General features: G+C 50.5%; 19 protein-coding genes and 1 tRNA gene. 9 read left to right on the forward strand and 11 right to left on the reverse strand.

Annotated features, from left to right (window positions below):
- Nucleotides 1-9 precede the first annotated feature (9 nt).
- Both HMPREF0044_RS01685 and HMPREF0044_RS01690 read left to right on the forward strand, forming a co-directional pair.
- The gene (locus tag HMPREF0044_RS01685) at nucleotides 10-1092 is read left to right on the forward strand and encodes an aldose 1-epimerase (protein ID WP_006546367.1); all 1083 of its coding nucleotides are present in this window, start codon (nucleotides 10-12) and stop codon (nucleotides 1090-1092) included.
- Between the two features lie 3 nt (nucleotides 1093-1095).
- Nucleotides 1096-1920, forward strand: coding sequence for an Fpg/Nei family DNA glycosylase (locus HMPREF0044_RS01690; RefSeq protein WP_006546368.1), 825 nt, complete (start codon nucleotides 1096-1098; stop codon nucleotides 1918-1920).
- Between the two features lie 3 nt (nucleotides 1921-1923).
- Here the strand turns inward: HMPREF0044_RS01690 and HMPREF0044_RS01695 are convergent, their stop codons facing one another.
- The 4 genes from HMPREF0044_RS01695 to HMPREF0044_RS01710 form a co-directional block, all read right to left on the reverse strand.
- The gene (locus tag HMPREF0044_RS01695; protein WP_006546369.1) at nucleotides 1924-2427 is read right to left on the reverse strand and encodes a GNAT family N-acetyltransferase; all 504 of its coding nucleotides are present in this window, start codon (nucleotides 2425-2427) and stop codon (nucleotides 1924-1926) included.
- Between the two features lie 143 nt (nucleotides 2428-2570).
- Nucleotides 2571-3140, reverse strand: coding sequence for a serine O-acetyltransferase (gene cysE / locus HMPREF0044_RS01700; RefSeq protein ID WP_050754335.1), 570 nt, complete (start codon nucleotides 3138-3140; stop codon nucleotides 2571-2573).
- Nucleotides 3141-3185: 45 nt separating this feature from the next.
- On the reverse strand, nucleotides 3186-4118 hold the full coding sequence (gene cysK / locus HMPREF0044_RS01705) for a cysteine synthase A (protein WP_006546371.1): 933 nt from the start codon (nucleotides 4116-4118) through the stop codon (nucleotides 3186-3188).
- A gap of 16 nt (nucleotides 4119-4134) precedes the next feature.
- Complete coding sequence (locus HMPREF0044_RS01710; RefSeq protein WP_006546372.1) at nucleotides 4135-4773, reverse strand: IMPACT family protein; 639 nt, start codon at nucleotides 4771-4773, stop codon at nucleotides 4135-4137.
- Between the two features lie 213 nt (nucleotides 4774-4986).
- On the opposite strand from HMPREF0044_RS01710, the gene rpmF reads away from it, so the two are divergent.
- Nucleotides 4987-5157: a 50S ribosomal protein L32 gene (gene rpmF, locus HMPREF0044_RS01715; protein ID WP_006546373.1), complete on the forward strand. Its 171-nt coding sequence runs from the start codon at nucleotides 4987-4989 to the stop codon at nucleotides 5155-5157.
- A gap of 155 nt (nucleotides 5158-5312) precedes the next feature.
- Here rpmF and HMPREF0044_RS01720 read toward each other — a convergent pair.
- A tRNA-Arg gene (locus HMPREF0044_RS01720) sits at nucleotides 5313-5388 on the reverse strand.
- Between the two features lie 12 nt (nucleotides 5389-5400).
- Nucleotides 5401-6678: a threonine ammonia-lyase IlvA gene (gene ilvA, locus HMPREF0044_RS01725; RefSeq protein WP_006546374.1), complete on the reverse strand. Its 1278-nt coding sequence runs from the start codon at nucleotides 6676-6678 to the stop codon at nucleotides 5401-5403.
- 80 nt (nucleotides 6679-6758) lie between these two features.
- Between ilvA and orn the strand changes: the two genes are divergently transcribed.
- The 4 genes from orn (at nucleotide 6759) to ettA (ending at nucleotide 11765) form a co-directional block, all read left to right on the forward strand.
- Nucleotides 6759-7382 carry an oligoribonuclease gene (orn, locus tag HMPREF0044_RS01730; protein ID WP_006546375.1) on the forward strand — a complete coding sequence of 208 codons (624 nt, stop codon included), beginning with the start codon at nucleotides 6759-6761 and terminating at the stop codon, nucleotides 7380-7382.
- Between the two features lie 262 nt (nucleotides 7383-7644).
- Entirely contained in the window at nucleotides 7645-9207 is a 1563-nt protein-coding gene (locus tag HMPREF0044_RS01735) for a hypothetical protein (RefSeq protein ID WP_141553808.1), read from the forward strand.
- A gap of 25 nt (nucleotides 9208-9232) precedes the next feature.
- Nucleotides 9233-9871: a single-stranded DNA-binding protein gene (locus HMPREF0044_RS07795; protein ID WP_050754332.1), complete on the forward strand. Its 639-nt coding sequence runs from the start codon at nucleotides 9233-9235 to the stop codon at nucleotides 9869-9871.
- Nucleotides 9872-10082: 211 nt separating this feature from the next.
- Nucleotides 10083-11765, forward strand: a complete 1683-nt coding sequence (gene ettA, locus HMPREF0044_RS01745) for an energy-dependent translational throttle protein EttA (protein ID WP_040312686.1) — start codon at nucleotides 10083-10085, stop codon at nucleotides 11763-11765.
- An 80-nt stretch (nucleotides 11766-11845) separates the two neighbouring features.
- On the opposite strand, the gene HMPREF0044_RS01750 is transcribed toward ettA, so the two are convergent.
- Together HMPREF0044_RS01750 and HMPREF0044_RS01755 are read right to left on the reverse strand one after the other, a co-directional pair.
- On the reverse strand, nucleotides 11846-12835 hold the full coding sequence (locus HMPREF0044_RS01750; protein ID WP_006546379.1) for a restriction endonuclease: 990 nt from the start codon (nucleotides 12833-12835) through the stop codon (nucleotides 11846-11848).
- 19 nt (nucleotides 12836-12854) lie between these two features.
- Entirely contained in the window at nucleotides 12855-13784 is a 930-nt protein-coding gene (locus HMPREF0044_RS01755) for an acyl-CoA thioesterase (RefSeq protein ID WP_006546380.1), read from the reverse strand.
- Nucleotides 13785-13930: 146 nt separating this feature from the next.
- Here HMPREF0044_RS01755 and HMPREF0044_RS01760 point away from each other — a divergent pair, with 146 nt between their 5' ends.
- Together HMPREF0044_RS01760 and malQ are read left to right on the forward strand one after the other, a co-directional pair.
- Nucleotides 13931-14167, forward strand: coding sequence for a PTS sugar transporter subunit IIB (locus tag HMPREF0044_RS01760; protein ID WP_006546381.1), 237 nt, complete (start codon nucleotides 13931-13933; stop codon nucleotides 14165-14167).
- 87 nt (nucleotides 14168-14254) lie between these two features.
- On the forward strand, nucleotides 14255-16405 hold the full coding sequence (gene malQ, locus HMPREF0044_RS01765) for a 4-alpha-glucanotransferase (RefSeq protein WP_006546382.1): 2151 nt from the start codon (nucleotides 14255-14257) through the stop codon (nucleotides 16403-16405).
- A 281-nt stretch (nucleotides 16406-16686) separates the two neighbouring features.
- Here the strand turns inward: malQ and HMPREF0044_RS01770 are convergent, their stop codons facing one another.
- The 3 genes from HMPREF0044_RS01770 to HMPREF0044_RS01780 form a co-directional block, all read right to left on the reverse strand.
- The gene (locus tag HMPREF0044_RS01770) at nucleotides 16687-17142 is read right to left on the reverse strand and encodes a PTS sugar transporter subunit IIA (protein WP_141553809.1); all 456 of its coding nucleotides are present in this window, start codon (nucleotides 17140-17142) and stop codon (nucleotides 16687-16689) included.
- 66 nt (nucleotides 17143-17208) lie between these two features.
- Nucleotides 17209-19758 (reverse strand): aminopeptidase N, encoded by a 2550-nt coding sequence (gene pepN, locus HMPREF0044_RS01775; RefSeq protein WP_006546385.1) that lies wholly within the window; start codon nucleotides 19756-19758, stop codon nucleotides 17209-17211.
- A gap of 164 nt (nucleotides 19759-19922) precedes the next feature.
- Nucleotides 19923-21923, reverse strand: a complete 2001-nt coding sequence (locus HMPREF0044_RS01780) for a M13 family metallopeptidase (protein WP_006546386.1) — start codon at nucleotides 21921-21923, stop codon at nucleotides 19923-19925.
- Nucleotides 21924-21957 lie beyond the last annotated feature (34 nt).

A 21957-nucleotide genomic window follows, 5' to 3' on the forward strand; every position in this document is an offset into this window, starting at 1 on the left:
GAGTTCAGAATGTCTGACGCATTAACTTACATTGATATTACGCTGAAGGATTCGCATGCGCGGATTTGCACTCGCGGTGGCATTGTCACTGAATGGGTGGTGCCTAGCCGCACGGGTGATTTCAATTTGATTGACGGTTATGCGTCAGACTCTGAACTTTTAGAAGGTAACGGCTGTCGTTCGTCGGTTCTGGCCCCTTGGTCGAATCGTGTTCAGCAGGCTACTTATACTTGGCAGGGTAATACGGTTCGTTTGGGGGATGGTCCTTCTGGCAAGCCTGAGGCTTTGCATGGTTTAGTGTTGGACGCTGAGTTTACAGTTGAGGCTCATGAGGAGGACTACGTTTCTCTAGCTACCGTGGTGCGAGATGCGCATTACCCGGTTCCGTTTGAGGTGCGTGCCGATTACACTTTGAGTGAGGCTGGGGGAGTTTACGAGCTTAACTTAACTTTGACGGCTACAAATTTGGGTGTGGAAGCGGCTCCTTTCGGCTTGGGTTGGCATCCTTATATTCGTTACGAGGGCGCTAAGTCTGATGCCGAGTTGATTGTGGAGGCACGCACTCGAGTTGAGGTTGATGAGGATTTGATTCCTTTAGCGGGTGAAGCTGCTTTTACTGATCTTGCTGAGGTTGAAGCTTCGGATTCTTTGGCGTTTATCGATGAGCTTTCACAGGTTTGGTTAGGTAATTTGGCGGATTTGGATACGGCGTTTACTGATCTGACTGTTGAAGAAACTAATGGGACTGTGGGGGCTACGTTATTCCACGGTTCTGGGGCGCGCACGGATATTGTGGCGACTTCTAATGCGGGGGTTTCTCGTGGCGTGGGGATTTTGCATTTCTTCACGGGAGAGCCTTTAGCTCATCGTCCGGCGGAGTCTTTGGCGATGGAGTTTTGCCAGTTTATGACGAATGCTTTTAACCGGGCTGAGTGTGCTGAGGCTTTGCGGGTTTTGCCGGGGGAGAAGCAGGAGATGTCTGTGAGCTTGCTGCATGCGGCTGATCCGGATTCTTTAGAGGCTTTCGTGGAATCTGAGGTGGAGTTTTACACGGATAGCATGCCACTTTTAGAAGCGGAGAATAACGGTTAAGGTATGCCTGAGGGTCACGTTATTCATCGTCTTACGGCGCGTCTTTTAGCTGATTTTGGTGGTTATTCGCTGGAGGTTTTGTCTCCGCAGGGACGTTTTGCTGATTCTGCTGAGCTGCTTTCGGGGTTGCAGATTACGGGCAGTTCCTCTTGGGGTAAGCATATTTTCATTAAGTTTGGTGAGGAACCGGATGAGTTGGCTCGCTGGTTGCATGTTCATTTAGGCTTGTATGGGAAGTGGCGTTTTTACCCGCTGGATGTGTTTGGTAATCCTCCTGCGCCGAAAGGGGAGATTCGCTTACGTTTGGTGGGTCGTGAAGAGGTTGCTGATTTATCTGGCCCTACGCGTTGTGCAGTAGTTTCTTATGATGAGGTTTTGGACGTTTTGAAGCGTTTAGGGCCGGATCCGTTGGTTAATCATCCTGCTGATCGCGCGGAGTTTATTCGGTTGGTGAGGGCTCGTAAACGGGCGATTGGTGAGCTGGTGATGGATCAGTCGGTGGTGGCTGGTCCGGGTAATATTTACCGGGCGGAGTGTCTTTTCCGCGTGGGGATTTCTCCTTTCCGTAAGGGGAGTAATATTTCTGAGAAGCGTTTGGGGTTACTTTGGGATGATTTGCGCGCGGGTCTTTTAGATGGTTTGGAGACGGGGTTTATTTCAACCATGTTGGAAGAGGATTTGCGTGCGGAGGATCCAGAGGACGTGGAAGCACAGCGCTTCTACGTGTATCACCGTACGGGGCGTCCTTGCCTGCGGTGTGGGAGCATGGTTGCAGAGCAACTGATGCAGAATCGTCGTCTTTTCTGGTGCCCGGGCTGTCAGCGTTAGGGTTTAGTTTTGTGTTTTTTCTGCGAATCCGAGGGAGTCGTAGAGTTTTGCAGCAGCACCAGCTTCGTGTAGGTCGAGGCGTAGGCTGATAGTTTCGTATCCGGCTTGGCAGGCGCGGTGGGCGATTTCTCCGACGAGGGCGGTGGCTATTCCTTTTCCGCGGTGTTCTGGGGCTACCATTAGGTCCATGATGATGGGGGTTCCGTCTGGTAGGTCATCCCAGGGGCTGGTGACGGTGAGGAGGATTGCTCCGACTAGTTCTCCGTCTACCCAGGCTCCGACGAAGGAGTTGTCTAGGGGACGTCCGAATTCGCCGTTGAATGCCATGCGCATTTCTTCGACTGCTTCTACTAGGTCTGCCGCGGTGAAGCGGTTTTCGTAGGCGACTAGGTAGAGCGACGCGAGGGCAGGAATGTCATAGCGGGTCAGTGTGGCCAGCTCGATTCCCAGTGGTCGTTCTAAGCCGATGAGGGTTTCTAACTGTGAATGTAGTGTGAGCTGTGACATATTTCCAGTCTAGCTGGAAAAATGTTCTAGGGAAGCTGAATCGCAGAAATGTTAAAAACTCATATGCGAAGGCGCGTTCGGATGTGCATTTTTAGCGGAATCCACCAAAAAATCATATGCGAAACGCATTTCGCATATGAGGGTTAGATGAAAAGGGTAGGGTCCACAATCAAGTCTGCTGCCCGGCTCTTCTCGCATAAAGGTTTATTAGCTGCCGGAATGCCAATCGCCACATGCTCTGCTGGGACGTCTTTAACCACCACCGCGTTAGCACCAATCTTAGAGCCTTCACCAATATGAATCGGACCTAAAACCTTTGCTCCCGCACCAATCATCACATGAGAACCAACCGTAGGGTGGCGCTTACCCTTCACCATAGCGACACCGCCTAGGGTGACTCCGTGGAAAATCACTACGTCTTCGCCAATAACAGCGGTTTCACCAATAACTACGCCAGTACCGTGGTCAATGAATACGCGACGTCCAATTTCTGCTCCCGGGTGAATATCAATCCCAGAGTGGGTGCGAGACATGGAAGAAAGAATGCGCGCGAGGGAACGGAAACCCTTATGCCACAGGCGGTGGGCGATACGATGCGACCAGATAGCATGCACACCCGGGTAAGCGAGTGCCACCTCCCAGTTAGAAGTAGCTGCTGGGTCGCGATCCTTCGCATTCTGTAAATCCTCTTTAGCTAATGCGAAAAATGACATGCCAGACTGGTGCACCGTATCTCCTTATACCTTAAAGTAACTAAATCAGTCAGCCAGATGCTGCCACAGAGCAGTAGACAGGTAGCGTTCACCAGTGTCAGGCAAAATCACTACGATCGTCTTACCCTCATTCTCAGGGCGGGATGCTACCTGATTCGCTCCCCACAGAGCCGCTCCAGCGGAAATACCTACCAACAGACCTTCTTCAGCAGCTGCGCGTCGCGCAAACTCCATAGCTCCATCAGTAGGGACTGGAATAATCTCATCTAAAATCTCACGATTCAAGTTATCAGGTACAAAGTTCGCCCCAATGCCCTGAATACCGTGTGGTCCAGCAGTACCCTCTGTAAGCAACGGGGAATCAGCTGGTTCTAAAGCTACCACCTGCAGGCTAGGATTCTTAGCCTTTAACGTGGCAGCAGTACCAGAAATAGTGCCGCCAGTGCCTACACCAGCAACCAGAATATCAACCTGACCATCAGTATCATTCCAGATTTCTTCACCCGTATTTGCAACGTGAGTTGCCGGGTTAGCTGGATTCTTAAACTGGGACGCCAGCACGGCGCCCTCGCGAGAAGCCACCAACTCTTCAGCAGCCGCAACCGCACCCGCCATGCCCAGCTTTGGATCAGTCAAAATCAACTCCGCACCGAAAGCGCGCATTAACAAACGGCGTTCCACACTCATAGAAGAAGGCATGGAAATAACCACTTTATAACCGCGGGCTGCACCAACCATCGCCAGCGCAACACCAGTATTGCCAGAAGTTGCTTCCACCAGAGTGCCACCAGCAGGAAGTAAACCAGAAGCTTCAGCCGCATCAACAATCGCTACGGCAATACGGTCCTTCACCGAAGAAGCTGGGTTAAATGACTCTACTTTAGCCAGGACAGTAGCCTGTTGAGAGGTAACACGGTTAATGCGTACTAGGGGCGTATGTCCAATGGTTTCGGTGATGTTATTAGCGATATTCGCCATCAGTCCTCCAAGAAGATTAGTTTTTCGCTGGAATAGCGACGGTAGTGGAAGAGAGTTCAATAGGCGTCACTAAGCCTGTAGTAATAGAACCCACCAGGGCATGAAAAGATTCCACATTTTCAGGTGGGATAGCGCACATAATGTTTGCGGTTTCGGTGTATTCAATACCAGTTACGTTGATTCCCCGTGTCCGCAAATCAGCTTCAATCCGCCCAGCCGTAGCATGCGGGCAGGGTAAACACCATTGCGTCATCGGTACTAGCTCAACGATTTCAGCAAGATTCAAAGCTTCCGAAACGCTGGTTGAGTAAGCGCGTACCAGGCCGCCTGCTCCCAGCAGGATGCCACCAAAATAGCGAGTGGTTACTGCCGTGACATTTACTAGTTGATTACGTAAGAAAACTTCAAGCATCGGCATGCCCGCAGTTCCCGAGGGCTCGCCATCATCATTAGAATGTCCGATTTCATTTAAGCCTTCGGGTTTAACTACGAAAGCTGAGCAGTTGTGGCGCGCATCTGGATATTCGTTGCGGACCTGGGCAATAAGCTCTCGGGCGGCTACTTCGGTCGGAGTATATGCGAGGGTAGTGATAAAGCGTGAACGTAGGATTTCTATTTCATTGCGAATCCAAGTTCCCTCTTTAATACTTCGCATTTTGCTCCTTATAAACTAACGTGCCTTTCTAATGTTCCCATGGATTTCCTGGTTTCGTAACTTGAACGAAAGGTGATAAACTAGCTAAGTTGCGTAAACGCGGTAAATATCACAGAGTGTTTTGGCAGTTTTAACTGGCATTTACCAGGGTAAACATGGCAAAGTAATCTGTGGCAAGTTAATTAATTCTGAGTATGTGAAGGAGTGGCGGCTATGGCAGTGCCAAAACGTAAAATGTCTCGGTCGAACACCCGCACTCGCCGGTCTAGCTGGAAGGCTGAGCTGACTGAGCTCGTCACCATCCGCGTACAGGGCCGTGAAGTTCGAGTGCCTCGTCGTCTGGCTAAGGCTTACAAGACCGGCGTAGTCTCTATCGAAGGCTGATATTAAACGTCTTATGAAAGAGGCGATCCCGTAAGGGGTCGCCTCTTTTGTATTTTTGTTCCAGCAGGTACGAAATGCAGATAAAGGGGTTTCGAATCAGTAAACAAAATCCTATAAAAGTAAAACGGCGGAGTCTTGCAAGACCCCGCCGTTAATGGCACCCCCGACAGGATTCGAACCTGCGACCAAGTGCTTAGAAGGCACCTGCTCTATCCACTGAGCTACGGAGGCAACACCCTAAATTTACACCAGCAGTCTGAAAATCTCAGAATCAGGCGAAATCTGCTCAACGTGCAGTGGAGAAGCAGCCATCCGACGACGAAGCGCCAAAAGATCTTCAGGATGCACAATATCGATGCCTACTAACGCTGGACCGGTATCGCGGTTATTCTTCTTCGTGTATTCAAAGTGCACAATATCTTGATCTGGTGCAAGAACATCTTCCAAGAAAGTCCGCAGAGCCCCTGGCTCCTGACTGAAAGTTACCAGGAAGTAGTGGCGCAACCCCTCATGGCGCAGTGAGCGTTCCTGTACTTCTGCGTAACGGGACAGGTCATTATTACCGCCGGACACAATACCGATGACCGGGCCGTTAGGAATGTGGGGCAGGTAGCGGCGAATTGCTGCCGCTGCTAGTGCTCCCGCAGGTTCAGCGATAATACCCTCAGAGTGGTATAAAGCGAGCATTTCAGAACACACAGCGCCCTCAGGAACCACCACAATCTCATCCAGCAAATCCCGCAGCAGCGGGAATGGAGTGTCGCCAACGCGACCAACTGCCGTGCCATCTACAAAGGAATCTGAAACTTCCAAAGAAACTGGGGTACCCGCCTTTAAAGCTGCTGCGGAAGAAGCTGCGCCCGCTGGCTCAACGCCGATAACCTTAATTTCTGGGTGTTTTGTCTTAATCCATACGGCAATGCCTGCTGCTAAGCCGCCACCGCCAATTGGCACCACCACGGTATCAGTGCCTGCTGGAAGCTGCTTGGAAATTTCATAGGCAACCGTGCCTTGCCCAGCGATAGTCAAAGGATCATCGTAGGGAGGTACGAAAACGAGGTTTTCTGCGCGCGCACACTCTTGCGCTACCGCGTTAGCCTGATCGAAGCTACCATTCACAATGACTTGTTCAACCCAGTCTCCACCAATGGTCTTAATCCGGTCACGCTTCTGTCGGGGAGTATTAGAAGGCAGGAAGATTTTGCCTTTAATCTGCAAGGCTGCACAAGCGTAAGCTACGCCTTGTGCGTGGTTACCTGCGGAAGCACATGCTACGCCACGGGATTTTTCTGCTTCCGTGAGGGAAGCGATTTTATTGTAGGCACCACGTACTTTAAAAGACCGGCAGAGTTGAATGTCTTCTCGTTTGAGGTAAACGGGTACACCAACTTCTGCGGTGAGACGGTCAGAAAACTCCAGGGCAGTTTCGCGTGCCACGCCGTTTAAACGCTGGGCAGCGACTTCTACGTCGGCTGCGGTTACCGCGTGGTCTGGGGCGGTTGATTGGGTGTTTACAGTCATGGGAAATATTTTATCGCTGTTTGCAATGGCGTGGGAAAGTCCACTTACTGGTGAGACGTAAAACCCGTAGAATTGAGGGTATGACGATTAACTATCCTGCACGTCCACTGGTGTGGATTGACTGTGAAATGACTGGCTTGGACGTTGAGAAAGACGCTTTAGTTGAGGTAGCGGTGGTCGTTACCGATGAGGAACTGAATCTTTTGGATCCGGGCATTGATTTGTTGATTAAGCCAAGTGCGGAAGCTTTGGCGAACATGAACGATTTTGTGCGTAATATGCATACAACTTCTGGGTTGTTGGATGACTTGGAGAATGGTATTTCTCTAGCGGAGGCAGAGGAACGGGTACTGGCGTACGTTAAAAAGTTTGTGCCGCAGGCTAAGCGGGGGCTGTTGGCGGGTAATTCCATTGGCACGGATAAGATGTTTTTGGAACGATATATGCCACGTCTAATGGGGCATTTACATTACCGTGTGGTGGATGTGTCCTCTATTAAAGAATTGGCGAAGCGTTGGTATCATCGCGTTTTCGAAGAAGCTCCTGAGAAGAACGGTGGGCATCGCGCATTGGCTGATATTTTAGAGTCCATTCAGGAGTTGATTTACTACCGTAAGATGCTTTTCCCCGCGGGGGAGGGACCGTCTCGGGCGGAATGTCGCGAAGGGGCTGCTGAAGTAAAGCGTCTTGGCATTACCGACTGATTTTGAAATTTTCCGGTTACGAGTTTTCGTAACCGGATTTTTCTTTTTCGAGGGCGGTGGGTGATAGCTAAAAAGCCCATGGGAATCCCTATTGCAATTCGAAGTCTGGGGCTCCTGTGGGAGGTGTGTACACAGGGGGTTTATTCAACTTAGGTTATCCACAGGTTTTTTAGTCGGGGAGTGAAACTTACCTTACTTGCTCTCAAAATGGCTGTTAACCGGAACAAAGTTTCCGCAGAAAACAACTATTTTGTGAGGAATCATGAGAAGTAAACAATCGAAGCTATCGTGGCGTAAACGCCTGCTGGCAGGCTCAGCCTTTCTATTCGCTTTGGCTACCCCAATTGGAGCATATGCAACTCCTTACGTCTATCAAACCTCGAATCCTGTTTATCTGTCTGTAGCGACAACAGGAAATATGATTGGGGTTTGTAACGGTGATCGGCAGGGACTTGCTGGTGAAGCTGCTGGTGCAATCGAAACCACTATTGTGTCCTACCCAGTGGGGACTACTATCGCGCGGAATCGGCAGACCATGACAGGTTTTGAAGATTTAACAAATGTTATTTCCGCAGAAAACACCTATCCGCTGGCGGCTTTATTCTACTTTTACCGTGACTTAGTTACGCAAGATACCTTGCATGAACAGTCATTTTCTTGGGCGGTACAACATTATTTAGAGACCTTTGGGCGCATGCATAATCTGGTTCCAGAAGATGGTGGTGTCTTAACTGAACAGATGCTGGCAAAAGCAGAAAAATTTGCGGGTCCCTACAGTATTCCGTTAGAGCTTTCTGGAGAAGGACGGGAACTGCAGCTAAGTGGTGTGGGAGTGCAAACCGCGTCTCAAATCTGGTTCCCTGGATTGCAACTGAGCTTAGAAGTAAATGGACCAGCGACTTTTGCTGATGGTTCAACCCAGCTAACTTTAGCTTCTTCAGATTCTGCCCAAAATTTGGCGCTAAAAGCTCATGGTACGGGAGAAATTACGGTAACTGTGACTGCTATTGGCTTACCCGCAGATACTGTTGAAATTTATGAACTGCAAAAATATCAGGACCTAATCACAGTTCCAGCAGTGACTAGTAGCCTTACTAAAACTATTTCTCACCGAGCAGATATTGCAAAAGTGGATTTCGAGTTCACTACGCAGGTAGCAAAACCTACTGTCAAAGTTGGTGAGCCAGCAACCGACAAAATCACGGTAACTGCCCAAACTTGGCCAACAGATTTAGATAAACACCCATTGCTGGTCAACCTGGAAGCCCAACTGTATGGTCCATTTGCGCAAAAGCCTAACTTATCAACACGGCCCCCGCAGGGGCTAACACCAGTTGTAACCCAGTTACTCACGATTGCCGGACCCGGAGAGTACACGACTGACGTAACAAAAATGCCACGCGAACTGGAACCTGGCTTCTACACCTGGGTAGTGTCTGCACGGCAAGAACTGCAGATTGAACCCACAGTTTTAGCTAAAGACCACACGCATGAGTTCGGGTTAGAAACTGAAACCTTTGAAGTGGAAAAGCCGCTGGCGTCGCCGACGCCTAACGGTCCAGGGACTACACCCGAACCACCGCAGAAACCTGAACCACCTAAAACACCTGAACCACCGAAAGTTCAAATGCCTCCCAAACCAGCTGAGCCGCCGGTAGCATCTACACCACCAAACGCGTCAACTGTCAGCACTCAACAACTACCACCGGCGAAAACCACTCGCCGCTTAGCTGAAACTGGTCCATTAGACCTCTTACCCCTCACAATCTCAGCCTTCAGCTTTGGCGTGGGGATGCTACTCATCCGTCCTCGGAAAGAAAACTAACTAAAAACAAATGAAAGGAAGAACCATGAGTAACGGATCTTGGGAAACCGAACTAAAACCCACAACCCAAACCACAGAACGCGCAGTTACCCCAGTTGGTAAAGTCCGCCAGATTCACACGGACACCATTAACGTAAACCTACGCGGGCGCGTCGGAACAAGTATTGAACTTATGCAATACGCCTCCGGTCACGTCAGTGCTAAATTTCGCCTTGCCGTACCAAAGAAAGGCCGCGATGAACTAAACCAATGGCATGACTTAGGAGCCACTTGGTATTCCGTGCGCATGTGGGGAAAACTTGCTGACAACGCACAACGTTCCCTGCGCAAAGGCGACCCTGTGTACGTTTCAGGACGCCTGGAAGTAAACGAATGGCAAAAAGAAAACGGGCAACACGGTGTAGAACTACTTATTGTCGCCAACGCTGTAGGTCACGACTTAAACCAGGGGATTAGCGCATTCGGAAGAATGCAAACCCCTGAACAAGCTGCCGAACAAACCTTGGCTGAGAACCAAGGAACTACACAAACCGCCACGGAAACAACGGAAAGTGTGTCTCTTCAGGTTCCCGTCTCAGCAGAGGTAGCGGCCATGGAAGCCAAAGAAAATCCAAGTATTGAGGAGGTATTCAACGTAGGGGAAAATGAATCAGCGTTAATTTGAAAATAACGTCTGCCCGGCGGGTGAGGGTACTGCTTATCTCGCCGGGCAGATTACTGCGACATAGCGCATAGCCAGATACCGTCAAGTATGGTCGCTTGAAAATGAAAAGCCCACTAAAATAGAAAATGACACTGAATTTCTTTACACAAAGCCAAAAGTGAATCACACTGCGGGTAAGTAAAGAAACACTAATCGTAAGTTGAAGGTAAAAGTGGCTGAATACATTTACTCAATGGTACGTGCGCGCAAAGCACACGGTGACAAAGTAATTCTGGACGACGTAACCATGGCATTCCTGCCAGGCGCAAAAATCGGTATGGTCGGTCCAAACGGTGCAGGTAAGTCCTCCATTCTGAAAATCATGGCAGGACTGGACGAACCATCAAACGGTGAAGCACGCCTAACCCCAGGGTACTCCGTAGGTATCCTCATGCAGGAACCACCACTGGATGAAGACAAGACTGTTTTGGAAAACGTTCAGATGGGTCGTGCTGACCTGGTAGCCAAACTGAAGCGCTACAACGAAATCTCTGAGCTCATGTGTGATCCAGATGCAGACTTTGACGCCCTCATGGAAGAAATGGGTAAGCTGCAGGACGAAATCGAAGCTGAAAACGGTTGGGACCTGGATTCTCAGCTAGAACAGGCAATGGACGCGCTACGCTGTCCACCACCAGACGCAGACGTAAAGGTACTTTCCGGTGGTGAACGTCGTCGTGTGGCACTGTGTAAGCTGCTGCTGGAAGCACCAGACCTGTTGCTCCTGGACGAACCTACCAACCACTTGGATGCAGAATCCGTACTATGGCTGGAACAGCACCTGGCTAACTACCCAGGCGCAGTTATTGCAGTCACCCACGACCGTTACTTCCTGGACCACGTAGCAAACTGGATTGCAGAAGTTGACCGCGGTCGCCTCTACCCATACGAAGGTAACTACACCACCTACCTGGAAACCAAGGAAGCTCGTCTGGAAGTACAGGGAAAGAAAGACGCTAAGCTTGCTAAACGCCTGAAAGACGAACTGGAATGGGTACGTACCAACGCTAAAGGTCGTCAGGCTAAGTCCAAGGCACGTCTAGCACGCTACGAAGAAATGGCAGCGGAAGCAGAACGCACTCGTAAGCTCGACTTCGAAGAAATCCAGATTCCACCAGGCCCACGTTTGGGAAATGTCGTTATCGAAGCAAAGGACCTGAAGAAAGGCTTCGGCGACCGCGTCCTCATCGACGGTCTTTCCTTCTCTCTGCCACGTAACGGCATTGTTGGTGTAATCGGTCCAAACGGCGTTGGCAAGACCACTCTATTTAAGACCATGGTTGGTTTGGAACCACTGGACGGCGGCGACCTGCGCATCGGTGAAACCGTAAAGATTTCCTATGTTGACCAGACTCGTGCAGGCATTGATCCTAACAAAACTCTGTGGGAAGTTGTCTCCGACGGATTGGACTACATTGAGGTCGGTAACGTAGAAATGCCTTCCCGCGCCTACGTTTCCGCATTCGGTTTCAAGGGGCCAGACCAGCAGAAGCCAGCCGGAGTTCTCTCTGGTGGTGAACGTAACCGTTTGAACCTGGCACTAACCTTGAAGCAGGGTGGTAACCTGTTGCTCCTGGACGAACCTACTAACGACCTCGACGTGGAAACCCTGTCTTCCTTGGAAAATGCTTTGGAAAACTTCCCTGGATGTGCAGTGGTCGTTACCCACGACCGTTGGTTCCTCGACCGCGTGGCAACCCACATCCTCGCCTGGGAAGGCGACGATGAAAACCCAGCTAAGTGGTTCTGGTTCGAAGGTAACTTCGAATCCTATGAAAAGAACAAGGTGGAACGCCTGGGCGTTGAAGCAGCTCGTCCACACCGTGTGACCCACCGTCGCCTCAAGCGAGACTGAGCTTAAACACTTAGGGCTCCCTTTACAAGCGTAAAGGGAGCCCTAAGCGCATCTAGAGCCTGTTAAAGCACTAGCACATACTAGTCCGCTAAAGGTACGGGGATATAAACCTTTTTTAAGGGAATCAGACGCTGATACTTATCATCCAAATCCTCGTAATACTTCAAAATTAACTCCACCAACTCAGTTCCGTTAATTCCTCTAATAATTGGAGTCGCCTCTAAATAGCGGGCAGCTTTTTTCTTGTAATCAGCTAAAGTGACGAAAAGACCATAGTCGCCTTCACGCATTGCGCCCTTTAACGACTGAATCGTAGCCTCAGTGATATCTCCCTGACCACTCTTGACCTGCACCAGGATTCGCGGAGGCAACTCGTCTTTATAAGCCACGATATCAATCCCCGAATCACCACCTTTTGCAGAAACCGTGGTCCGGTAACCCATCACACGCAGTAAGTCAGCCACGAACTCTTCCAACTCGTAGCCCTTCAAATGCTTAGAAAGCTCCTTAAGAATAAAATCCTTCGTACTCTCAACAATCTCCTCAGCAGTAGCCCCAATAGTTTCATCCTCAGTCTCAGCACTAAAAGGCTTAAAGTTCTTATCGAAAGCAGCTAAGAACTCATCAGCATAGTTCTTCACCAAGAAGAAAGATAAGAAAGACCCAATCTCATACAGAGCACCCTGTGAAAAAGCCGTCCGCGGCAGCTTATTAACCCACCGAACCTGACGCTGATGAACATACTCTAAGGCAACGTGATCATAAGAATAACCGCCCTCGATAATTCCCAAATGAATCAAGCGACTGGTCTTTGAAGGAAAAACTACGAAATCACCCACCTGCGCCTCGTGAATGAAACGATAAAGCATCCCCGCGCTGGTAGGAATCTGCCCCTTCTTAGCATGTGGATAAATCTGCGCAAAATGAGCTTTAAAAACCTCACGATCATCTGGAAAACCAGATAAATCACCTAACTCGCGCCAACCTAAAGCAACTACACCTTTTTCAATCAGCAGACGCTCATCCTGTGAATGTAATCCCCAAATCTTTGGTTCATTAGATGCTGTCATGATTCTTTCCTTAGAACCTCTAGTAATCAAAAGTCCACTTTGACTTAATATACTCACCATCAGGGGGCAGACGCAGCATCGCTTCCTGAGTGGCCGCGGCAACTAAAGTGCCATCTGCCGTGAAAACTCGTGCCTGTCCAACCGCACGTGACCCCTGCGCAGATGGAGAAGACAAGTCGTAAAGCAACCAGTCATTAATATCGAAATCCCGGTAGAAATGCATAGCATGATCAATACTTGCTAATGCTAACCCCGGAGTAAGCCAAGTTAAACCATGAGAACGTAAAGCCGGTTCCATCATCACTTGGTCAATCACATACGCCAACAAGATACGCGCAACCACCGCGGAAGCATTCGGTACTTCCGCTCGCGGACGCATCCACACCTGCTGAGAATTAGCAGGCGTTGCGCTCTCAGTCGTATAAAGATGAGACTGCACGTGGCGAACGTCGAACGCCACAGTTTTACCCAAGAACTTTCCCACGGGATGCTGCATCGTACGGAAAATTTCAAAAGCCGAACGAAGTTCTTCCGCAGCCGGAACATCGGGCATCTTGAGAGCATGGTCTACGCCATCTTGTTGTTTTTGGAAAGATGCAAGCATCGTAAATAGCTCAACATCATCTTGGAAAGCACTAACTTGGCGGCTCGCAAACGAACGTCCCTGCATGAGTCTGCGGACCTTTAAATCGATCGGAGCCGTAGGTGAACCACCTTTTAGGAAGTAAGCGTGGAAAGAATGGGGGACTCTTTCATTAGCTTCTTCATCAAGAGTTTCGCAGGCAGCCAACAGTGCTTGAGCAAGTACTTGACCGCCGTAAATCCGCGTCATCTGCGGTAAACAGTTAGCTTCATAATGGTCGGGTCCCAGTGGCTTAAGGTGGAGCGCACGAAGAACGGAAGCAAGTGGTTCAGCAGTGATCTGAGGAAATTCAATATTGACAGCCATATTTCTATTGTCGCGCAGAACTTAAAAAGATGGTTTTGGGACCATAAATAATCCTCATTGAGAAGTTGTGTTATAAGTCTCAAGACGTTATTATGTGAGGTGAGTTACAGGCATGGCGTTAGCTAATAAGTTGGAAAGGATAAACCGTGACACAGAAAGCGCTACAGCTTATTGCTGGGCTAGGGGGAACCAGTAACCTCATCGAACTGGAACCCTGCCTCATGCGCATCCGTGCCCACGTGAAAAATCCCCACCTGGTAAATGAACAACTTATACGCGAAACCAACCCGCTAGCAGTAGTCTGCTCTGGAAACTACGTGCAAATCGTCACCGGACCTGACGCAGACGGCGTTGTTGCACAAATGCAACGCGAACTTATCTAATCACTACTCTGAAAAGTTAATCACTGCTGGCAAGTCATGCCATAATAGATGCGCAAAATGACCGATAGTTTTCACGCAGGAGTGTAAATGAGCCAGCCAGTTGTAAAACCGGAATACGTAAACCGGGTCCAAGAACTAGCGCAAAAAAACGGGGTATCCACCACTTACTGGGACTGGCATGGCAACCTCTGTGAGGTCGCCCCTGAAACCCTAGTGCTTGCCCTGCGCGCCCTCGGGAACAAAATCTCCTTAGAACCAGACGCAGCAGAACTCGACAACCTGCTCCGCGGCCACGAAGAAGAAATCTGGCTCACCACCCTGCCAGCCTGCACCATCAAACGTGAAGGCAACTGGCAAGAACTACACGTACACGTTCCATCAGGTGAATCCCTCTGGGTAGAAATCATCCTCGAAGACGGACACCGCACCCACCTGAACCAAATCGAAAACTGGGATCCAGACCGACCAGTACACGACCAATGGCGTGGACGCGCCAGCTTCGCGTTGGAACAGTGGATTCCCACTGGTTACCACACCCTCGTAGCACACCTCGGCAACGGACAAAGCTACTCTTCCCACCTGATCGTCGTACCAAACCGTATCGACCCACCAGCACTACACCAGCGAGCACAGCAGTGGGGCGTATCCTCCCAGCTGTACTCAGTGCGCTCTCAAAATGCCTGGGGCATGGGCGACGCAAAGGTCCTGGCAGAGCTAAACGAAGAATTCGGCAAACTCGGTGCTGACTTCCACCTGGTGAACCCAATGCACTCGGCTTCACCAGTGACCCCGATTCAGCCATCCCCATACCTGCCAGTAACCCGCCAGTTCCTGAACCCGCTCTACATTTACCCAGAATCAATCGCGGAATATGCTGGTCTCACCGCCGCTGAAAAAGCTAAGGTAGAACGCCTCCACAAGGCGTCTCAGGTAGAAGTTAAAGACCACGAAGGCCTGGTAAACCGCGACGCAGCTTGGACTGCTAAGGTAGACGCCCTGCGTCTCATCTTCGCGGTGACCCGCACTGCACAGCGCGAAGCAGAATTCGAAGCCTACATTGAAAAAGCTGGTTTGGGACTATCCCGCTACGCAACTTGGTGTGTACTAGCAGAAACCTACGGCAAAGAATTCCCTGCAGACCTGGCTTCCGCACACGCTAGGGGAGTCGCAGAATTCGCTGCCTCACACACTGCAGAAATCCGCTTCCACATGTGGTGTCAGTGGATTATTTCTCAGCAGCTAGATGAGGCTCAGCGTCGTGCGCTGGACGCTGGTATGGGAATTGGCGTAATGTCTGACCTGGCTGTAGGCGTTGATCCAGAAGGCTCCGAAGTTTGGTCTAACCCAGAAATGTTTGCCTCCGGCATGACTGTAGGCGCTCCACCAGACATGTACTCTCAGCTGGGGCAGAACTGGTCCCAGCCACCATGGAACCCACGTGCACTGGCAGCATCCGGCTACGCGCCACTACGTTCCATGATTCGTGCAGCTGTAGCTCACGCTGGAGCCGTTCGCATTGACCACATCCTAGGTTTGTTCCGTCTCTGGTGGATTCCAGAAGGAAAGACCGCTAACTTCGGTTGCTACATTGCTTACGAACATGAAGCAATGGTTGGCGTATTGCTGTTGGAAGCACAACGTGCGGGCACCGTAGTGATCGGTGAAGACCTGGGTACTGTTGAACCATGGGTACGTGGCTACCTTAACGACCGTGGTATTTTGGGTACTTCCATCCTGTGGTTTGAACGTGAAGACGATAATTCTCCAATGCACGCTGACCACTACCGTGTGAACTGTATGTCTGCGGTGAATACCCACGACTTGCCACCAACTGTTGGCTACCTACGCGGCGTACAGACTACCTTGCGTGATGAACTGGGCTTGCTGGTTGAACCGGTTGAGGATGTTCGGGCAGCTGATAAGGCTGAGTTGGATGCCATGTTGGATCGTTTGCACGAGTACGGCATGATGCCTAACGATAAGCGTGACGATGAGCAGGCTGTAATTGATGGTTTGTACCGTTACATTGCGCGAACTGATTCTAAACTGCTCTGCGTTTCCTTGGTGGATATGGTGGGTGATGCGCGTCCACAGAACCTGCCAGGTACTTACCGTGAGTACCCTAACTGGGAAGTTCCACTAACTGATTCCAATGGCGATGAAGTACTGGTGGAAGACTTGGGCAAGATGGACTTGGCGCGTTTCGCTCAGATTATGAACGAGGGCGTTGGTAAGTAACTAGCTGCGTAAGTTTTGTGGGGCGGGCTCCTTGGGGTCCGCCCCCGCTTTTTATTTCCCGAGGGCGGATTGTCACATACGAAGACCAGTTCGGATGTGCGTTTTTGGACTTTCTGGTCAAATTGTCATACGCGAAGGCGCGTTGGCACATGACTATTTGTTTCCCGAGGGCGAATTATCATACGCGAAAGCGCCTTCCGATGTGAGTTTTTAAAACCGCCCTCGGGAAAAGAAAAGCGCACGCCCAAACTGGACGTGCGCTCAACTAATCCCTAAAGAACTCAGGAAACGTGGAAGAACTCTTCTCCCTGCCCAACTTCAATCGCTCCGTGCAAGTCAGAAGTAATCCGCTCATTACCCACGTTGCAAGCAATCACAGAAATAGAAGTGTCCAAGCCTGCTTCCAAAGCAACGGACGGATCCCAACGGATCACTGGAGTGCCCATTTCCACGGTTTCTCCCTCTGACTTCAAAATCGTGAAGCCCTTTCCCTTTAGCGTCACGGTGTCTACGCCTAAATGAACCAGGATACCTACACCTGTAGCTGAAAAGACTAAGAAAGCGTGCGGATGCACTTTTAGAAGCCGGCCAGACACTGGGGCACAGACTTCGTGAATGCGCGTGTCATTAGCTGACACTGCCAGGCCCGCACCGATAATCTCACCCGCAAGAACGGGATCATTAACTGCAGAGAGCGGCTTCACAACGCCTGTAAGTGGAGAAAAAACTTGCAACATGATGAGTGGAAAAGTAGAAGGAGTGGGTGAGGGCAACAGTGAAGCTACCCTCACCCCTTGAAAATATCAGGCCTGCTGAGCTACCGCTGCGCGGTGTGCTTCAGCAACCTGTTCGCTAACGAGACGAACCAGACCAGCTGGAGCGTCCTGGTGTGCAGCCAACCATTGGTTGCCCAAACCGACTACATCGCAACCAGGAACCAAACCAACCAATGCGCCTGGGAAGCCCAAAGCCACGATGGACTGAGCGGTGTGAGAAGTATTGTCTTCCCAGACCTTTTCCAAAGAAGCATAGAAGTTCTCTACGTTAGCAACGAATAGTTCAGGGTGGCGAGCAGCATTAGCCCAGTATCCTAAACCGGTAGCGATACGCATGTCGTTAGACAGGGAAGCATCAAACAATACTGCGTCGAAAGCTGCCTGCTTAACCTCTGCGTCAGCAACAGCGGCGCGAGCCTGCGCAGCTTTTTGCTGACCTGTCATAGTGGTGTCTTCAACCAAGAGCGCATCGATATCAGCCACACCTGCAGTACCATTAGCAACACAAGAAATCAGCAGATCCCACTTCATATCCACATCCATTGGCAGACCCAGCAGGGATTCTTCACCGGTACGCAGACGGTTTACTGTCTCACGATCTTCAGCAGACCAAGCGCGACGTGCCGCTGCCTGTACCAGCAGGCGCTGCTGGTCGGTTTCTGCAGTAGCTGCGCGAGCCAACCACAACAGGCGGTTACCAACATAGGTGAAGACTTCTTCACGAGCTTCAACTGCGGTGTAACGCAGGGCGGCTACGTCAATGTGGCGCAGCAATAGACCAAACATAGTGATGTCGGTTTCTGCTGGTAGCGCGGACAAAGCCAGTTCCAGGTAATCGCGAGAGTTCATCTGACCATCGCGAATCATATCCCAAGCAGAAGCCAGAATCAGAGAACGGGTGAGAGAATCACTAAAGCCACCAATATTAGCCTTGGCGAATGCCAGGGATTCTTCATCCAAACGAATCTTGGCGTAACCCAGGTCTCCATCGTTTACCAGGATTAAATCTGGGCGCGCAATGCCAGCAGCTGCTTCAACTACAGTTGCAGCACCTTCAACGTCGAGTTCGTTGTGGAAGACACGTTCAATGCCATTTTCAGTCTTAGAGTAGCCAGCTACTGCCAGACGGTGTGGGCGCAGGGAAGAACCTGGGGTGAAGGATTCCTGCACAACAGTCAGTTCAGTAATCTTGCCTTCAGCATCAACGGTTACTTCCGGACGCAGCAGGGTAACACCGGCTTCTTCCAACCAAACCTTAGACCAGGCTTTCAAGTCGCGACCAGAAGCTGCTTCCAGTTCGTTCATGAGGTCAGGCAGGGTAGTGTTGCCCCAGGAATGCTTGTTGAAGTATTCGTTGAGAGCCTTGAAGAAGTTTTCGCGGCCAACGTAGGAAACTAGCTGGCGTAGCACTGCTGCACCCTTTGCGTAGGTGATGCCGTCGAAGTTTACTTCTACGTCTTCCAGGTCGCGGATTTCAGCCACGATTGGGTGGGTGGATGGCATTTGGTCCTGGGTGAGGCCCCAGTCTTTACGTGCCATGAAACCAGTCCATGCGTCAGTCCATTGGGTGCCTTCGGCCAGTGCTAGGTGGGACATGAATTCTGCGAAGGATTCGTTGAGCCACAGGTCGTTCCACCATTTCATGGTGACCAGGTCGCCGAACCACATGTGTGCCAGTTCGTGCAAGACGGTGTTTGCCAGTGCTTCGAGCTGTGCTGCGGTTGGCTTGGAACGGAAGATGTACTGGTCGCGGAAGGTGACACAGCCAGCGTTCTCCATTGCGCCTGCGTTGTATTCTGGGACGAAAATCTGGTCGTACTTGCGGAATGGGTAGACGTGACCGTATTCCTTTTCGAAGAACTTGAAACCAGCCTTGGTGACGTCGAACATCCACTGCGCATCCAGGTGTTCGAGCAGGGACTGGCGACAGTATACGCCCAGTGGGATTTCGCGTCCATCTGCGGATACCAGAGAATCAGTCATACCTACGTATGGGCCGGCGATAATCGCGGTGATGTAGGAGGACATCAGTTCGGTTTCAGCAAAGTCCCACAGTTTCTTGCCATTTTCGAGGGCGGTTGGCTCTGGGGTTGGAGAGTTAGAAAATACTACCCAGTTTTCTGGTGTGGTGACGTGGAAAGTGAATCGAGCCTTCATATCTGGCTGTTCAAAGACTGCGAATACGCGTCGGGCGTCTGGAACTTCGAACTGGGAGTAACAGTAGTCCAGGCCATCTGCTGGGTCGGTGAAGCGGTGCAGGCCTTCACCAGTGTGCATGTAGCGGCAGACTGCTTCTACGGTGACGGTGTTGTTTTCTGTCAGGTTATCTAGCTGAATTCGGTAGTCCTGGTAGGCGTCTACCGGACGAGCTTCTCCGTTTACCTCCAAGGAAAGAACTTCATCAGCTACAAGGTCTAGGAAGGTAGATGCGCCTGGAGTAGCCGTGAAGTTCACGGTGGACTTTGAGAGGAAGGTTTCTGCACCGGTGGTTAGGTCGAGGGAGATGTCGTAGGTGGATACTTTCGTAACTGCTGAACGTGCTTCAGCTTCAGCGCGAGTAAGATTCATGCCTGGCATTAGTTAATCCTTAAATAAATACGGATAAAATCAACATTCCTATTTTCGCACGTTTTACTGCGAAACTGCATCTGCGCTTATGAAAAGGATGTGGGGAAATGTAAGAGTGGGGTTGGGAAACTCTTACTTGAGCCTCCTAACCCCACTCTTAACTAGTGTTTAAATCACCAGATTTTCACGCGGTCTGCTGGATCCATCCACATTCCGTCACCCGGCTGGGTGCCAAAAGTTTCGTGGAATAAATCGAAGTTACGCAAAATACCATTGCAACGGAATTCTGCTGGTGAGTGCGGATCAATAGTGAGGAGCTGCTGCAAGTATTCGTTGCGAGCCTTAGAACGCCAAATGCGTGCCCAAGAGTATAGGAACTGCTGAGCTCCATTAAGACCTTCATGCACATCTTCCTCGTGAGAAGCAATCCCGCGAGCTGCCAACGCCAGCTGGTATGCTTTCCATCCGATGGTGATACCACCCAAGTCGCCGATATTTTCACCGATGGTGAGTTCACCATTCACCTTGTATTCGTCATCCAACTGGGCTGGAGAGTACTGCGCGTACTGGTCAATCAGCGCCTTTGTGCGGTTCTTGAACTCAGCTTCGTCTGCTTCTTCCCACCAGTTGTTAAGCTGACCGGTGCCGTCATACTGAGCGCCCTGGTCATCGAAACCGTGGCCGATTTCGTGGCCAATAACAGCCCCAATCGCACCGTAGTTTACCGCGTCAGTCATGTCCGGGTGGAAGAAAGGTGGCTGCAAAATTGCGGCTGGGAAGACAATTTCATTACCAGTTGGCATGTAGTACGCATTCACCGTCTGTGGGGTCATGAGCCATTCGCCCAAATCAACTGGCTGGGCGATTTTTGCCATTTCCCGTTTGGTTACGAAAGCAGCGATGTTGCGTACGGATTCCACTAGAGTGGTACCTGGCTGTAAGGCAGAGTAGTCTTCAAACTTATCTGGATAGCCAATCTTTGCGCGGAATTTTGAGAGTTTCTCGAGGGCACGCTGACGAGTCTCTTCGCCCATCCAATCCAACTCGGAAATTGACTGGCGGTAGGCTTCGATTAGGTTATTAACCAGTACCAGCATCTTTTCTTTGTAGTCCGCTGGGAAGTGACGGTTTACGTAGAGTTCGCCAATACCTTCACCCATCGCGCCCTCGACAAAGCTGATGGCTCGCTTCCAACGCGGACGCTGTTCAGTCGCGCCAGTTAGGACACGAGAGAAGTTGAAGTTGTTATCAACCATTTCCTGGTGCAAGTAGGCAGAACGAGCCGCAATAATATGCGCTACCAACCACAGCTTCAACGTCTGTAGGTCAGTGTCAGCCCACAGTTGAGCGAAACCTTCCCAGAAGCTAGGCTGGCTGACGATTACTTCAGAGTCCGCAGTGAGGTTGGCACCAGCCTGGTTGAGCCACTGTACCCATGGGAAAGCTGGAATCTTCTCAGATAGCTGACCAAGAGTGAATGGGTTATTAGCTTTTTGAGCGTCACGGCAGGTGACTTTATCCCAGTGGTGTTTAGCTAGTTCAGTTTCGAAAGCTAAAACGGTTTCACCGAAGTTTTCAGGAAGTAGGGAAGCCAGTTCAGAAACCTGCTGATCCTTAATTAGGGAGGCAGCAGTGTTCAGGTAGTTTACGAATGCTTCGCGGATTGGACCGTAGTTTTCTTCACGGTAGAAAGCTTCATCTGGCAGTGACAGGCCGCCCTGATCTAAGTAAAGAGCATAGCGTTCTGGTGCGTTTAGGTCACCGTAAACGTAGAAACCTCCAAAACCGGAAACACCGCTTGCCTCTAGCTTGGCAATTGCCGCGAGTAGTTCTTCATGATTTTCAGCGGCTTCTAAAATAGAGAAATCAGCAGCTAGGGGAGTAACCCCAGCGGCATTCACAGTATCTTCATCCATGAACTGCTGGAAGAATACTGCAATCTTGGCTTCATTAGCATCAGTAGAATCCACACTGAGGTTTTCTACAATCTCACGCACAGCCAGTTCAGAAGCATCACGGAGGGCGTAGAAAGCGCCATCAGAGGGACGATCGCCTGGAATCTCATGATTTTCCAACCAAGCGCCATTCGCGTGGCGGAAGAAATCCTCAGTAGCTAAAACATTCTTATCTGCGATTTCCGGATCAAAAACCGGAGTAATTTCAATATTGCTCATAGGCTAATGGTAACGGATAAAAGAAAAACCGGGG

It is taken from the genome of Gleimia coleocanis DSM 15436 (assembly GCF_000159015.1).
GTDB lineage: Bacteria > Actinomycetota > Actinomycetes > Actinomycetales > Actinomycetaceae > Gleimia > Gleimia coleocanis.

Excerpts from the sequence above, each read along its gene's own strand:
- HMPREF0044_RS01685 (WP_006546367.1), top strand. The coding sequence starts at position 10 with ATGTCTGACGCATTAACTTACATTGATATTACGCTGAAGGATTCGCAT.
- HMPREF0044_RS01690 (WP_006546368.1), top strand. The coding sequence starts at position 1,096 with ATGCCTGAGGGTCACGTTATTCATCGTCTTACGGCGCGTCTTTTAGCT.
- HMPREF0044_RS01695 (WP_006546369.1), bottom strand. The coding sequence starts at position 2,427 with ATGTCACAGCTCACACTACATTCACAGTTAGAAACCCTCATCGGCTTA.
- cysE (WP_050754335.1), bottom strand. The coding sequence starts at position 3,140 with ATGTCATTTTTCGCATTAGCTAAAGAGGATTTACAGAATGCGAAGGAT.
- cysK (WP_006546371.1), bottom strand. The coding sequence starts at position 4,118 with ATGGCGAATATCGCTAATAACATCACCGAAACCATTGGACATACGCCC.
- HMPREF0044_RS01710 (WP_006546372.1), bottom strand. The coding sequence starts at position 4,773 with ATGCGAAGTATTAAAGAGGGAACTTGGATTCGCAATGAAATAGAAATC.
- rpmF (WP_006546373.1), top strand. The coding sequence starts at position 4,987 with ATGGCAGTGCCAAAACGTAAAATGTCTCGGTCGAACACCCGCACTCGC.
- ilvA (WP_006546374.1), bottom strand. The coding sequence starts at position 6,678 with ATGACTGTAAACACCCAATCAACCGCCCCAGACCACGCGGTAACCGCA.
- orn (WP_006546375.1), top strand. The coding sequence starts at position 6,759 with ATGACGATTAACTATCCTGCACGTCCACTGGTGTGGATTGACTGTGAA.
- HMPREF0044_RS01735 (WP_141553808.1), top strand. The coding sequence starts at position 7,645 with ATGAGAAGTAAACAATCGAAGCTATCGTGGCGTAAACGCCTGCTGGCA.
- HMPREF0044_RS07795 (WP_050754332.1), top strand. The coding sequence starts at position 9,233 with ATGAGTAACGGATCTTGGGAAACCGAACTAAAACCCACAACCCAAACC.
- HMPREF0044_RS01750 (WP_006546379.1), bottom strand. The coding sequence starts at position 12,835 with ATGACAGCATCTAATGAACCAAAGATTTGGGGATTACATTCACAGGAT.
- HMPREF0044_RS01755 (WP_006546380.1), bottom strand. The coding sequence starts at position 13,784 with ATGGCTGTCAATATTGAATTTCCTCAGATCACTGCTGAACCACTTGCT.
- malQ (WP_006546382.1), top strand. The coding sequence starts at position 14,255 with ATGAGCCAGCCAGTTGTAAAACCGGAATACGTAAACCGGGTCCAAGAA.
- HMPREF0044_RS01770 (WP_141553809.1), bottom strand. The coding sequence starts at position 17,142 with ATGTTGCAAGTTTTTTCTCCACTTACAGGCGTTGTGAAGCCGCTCTCT.
- pepN (WP_006546385.1), bottom strand. The coding sequence starts at position 19,758 with ATGCCAGGCATGAATCTTACTCGCGCTGAAGCTGAAGCACGTTCAGCA.
- HMPREF0044_RS01780 (WP_006546386.1), bottom strand. The coding sequence starts at position 21,923 with ATGAGCAATATTGAAATTACTCCGGTTTTTGATCCGGAAATCGCAGAT.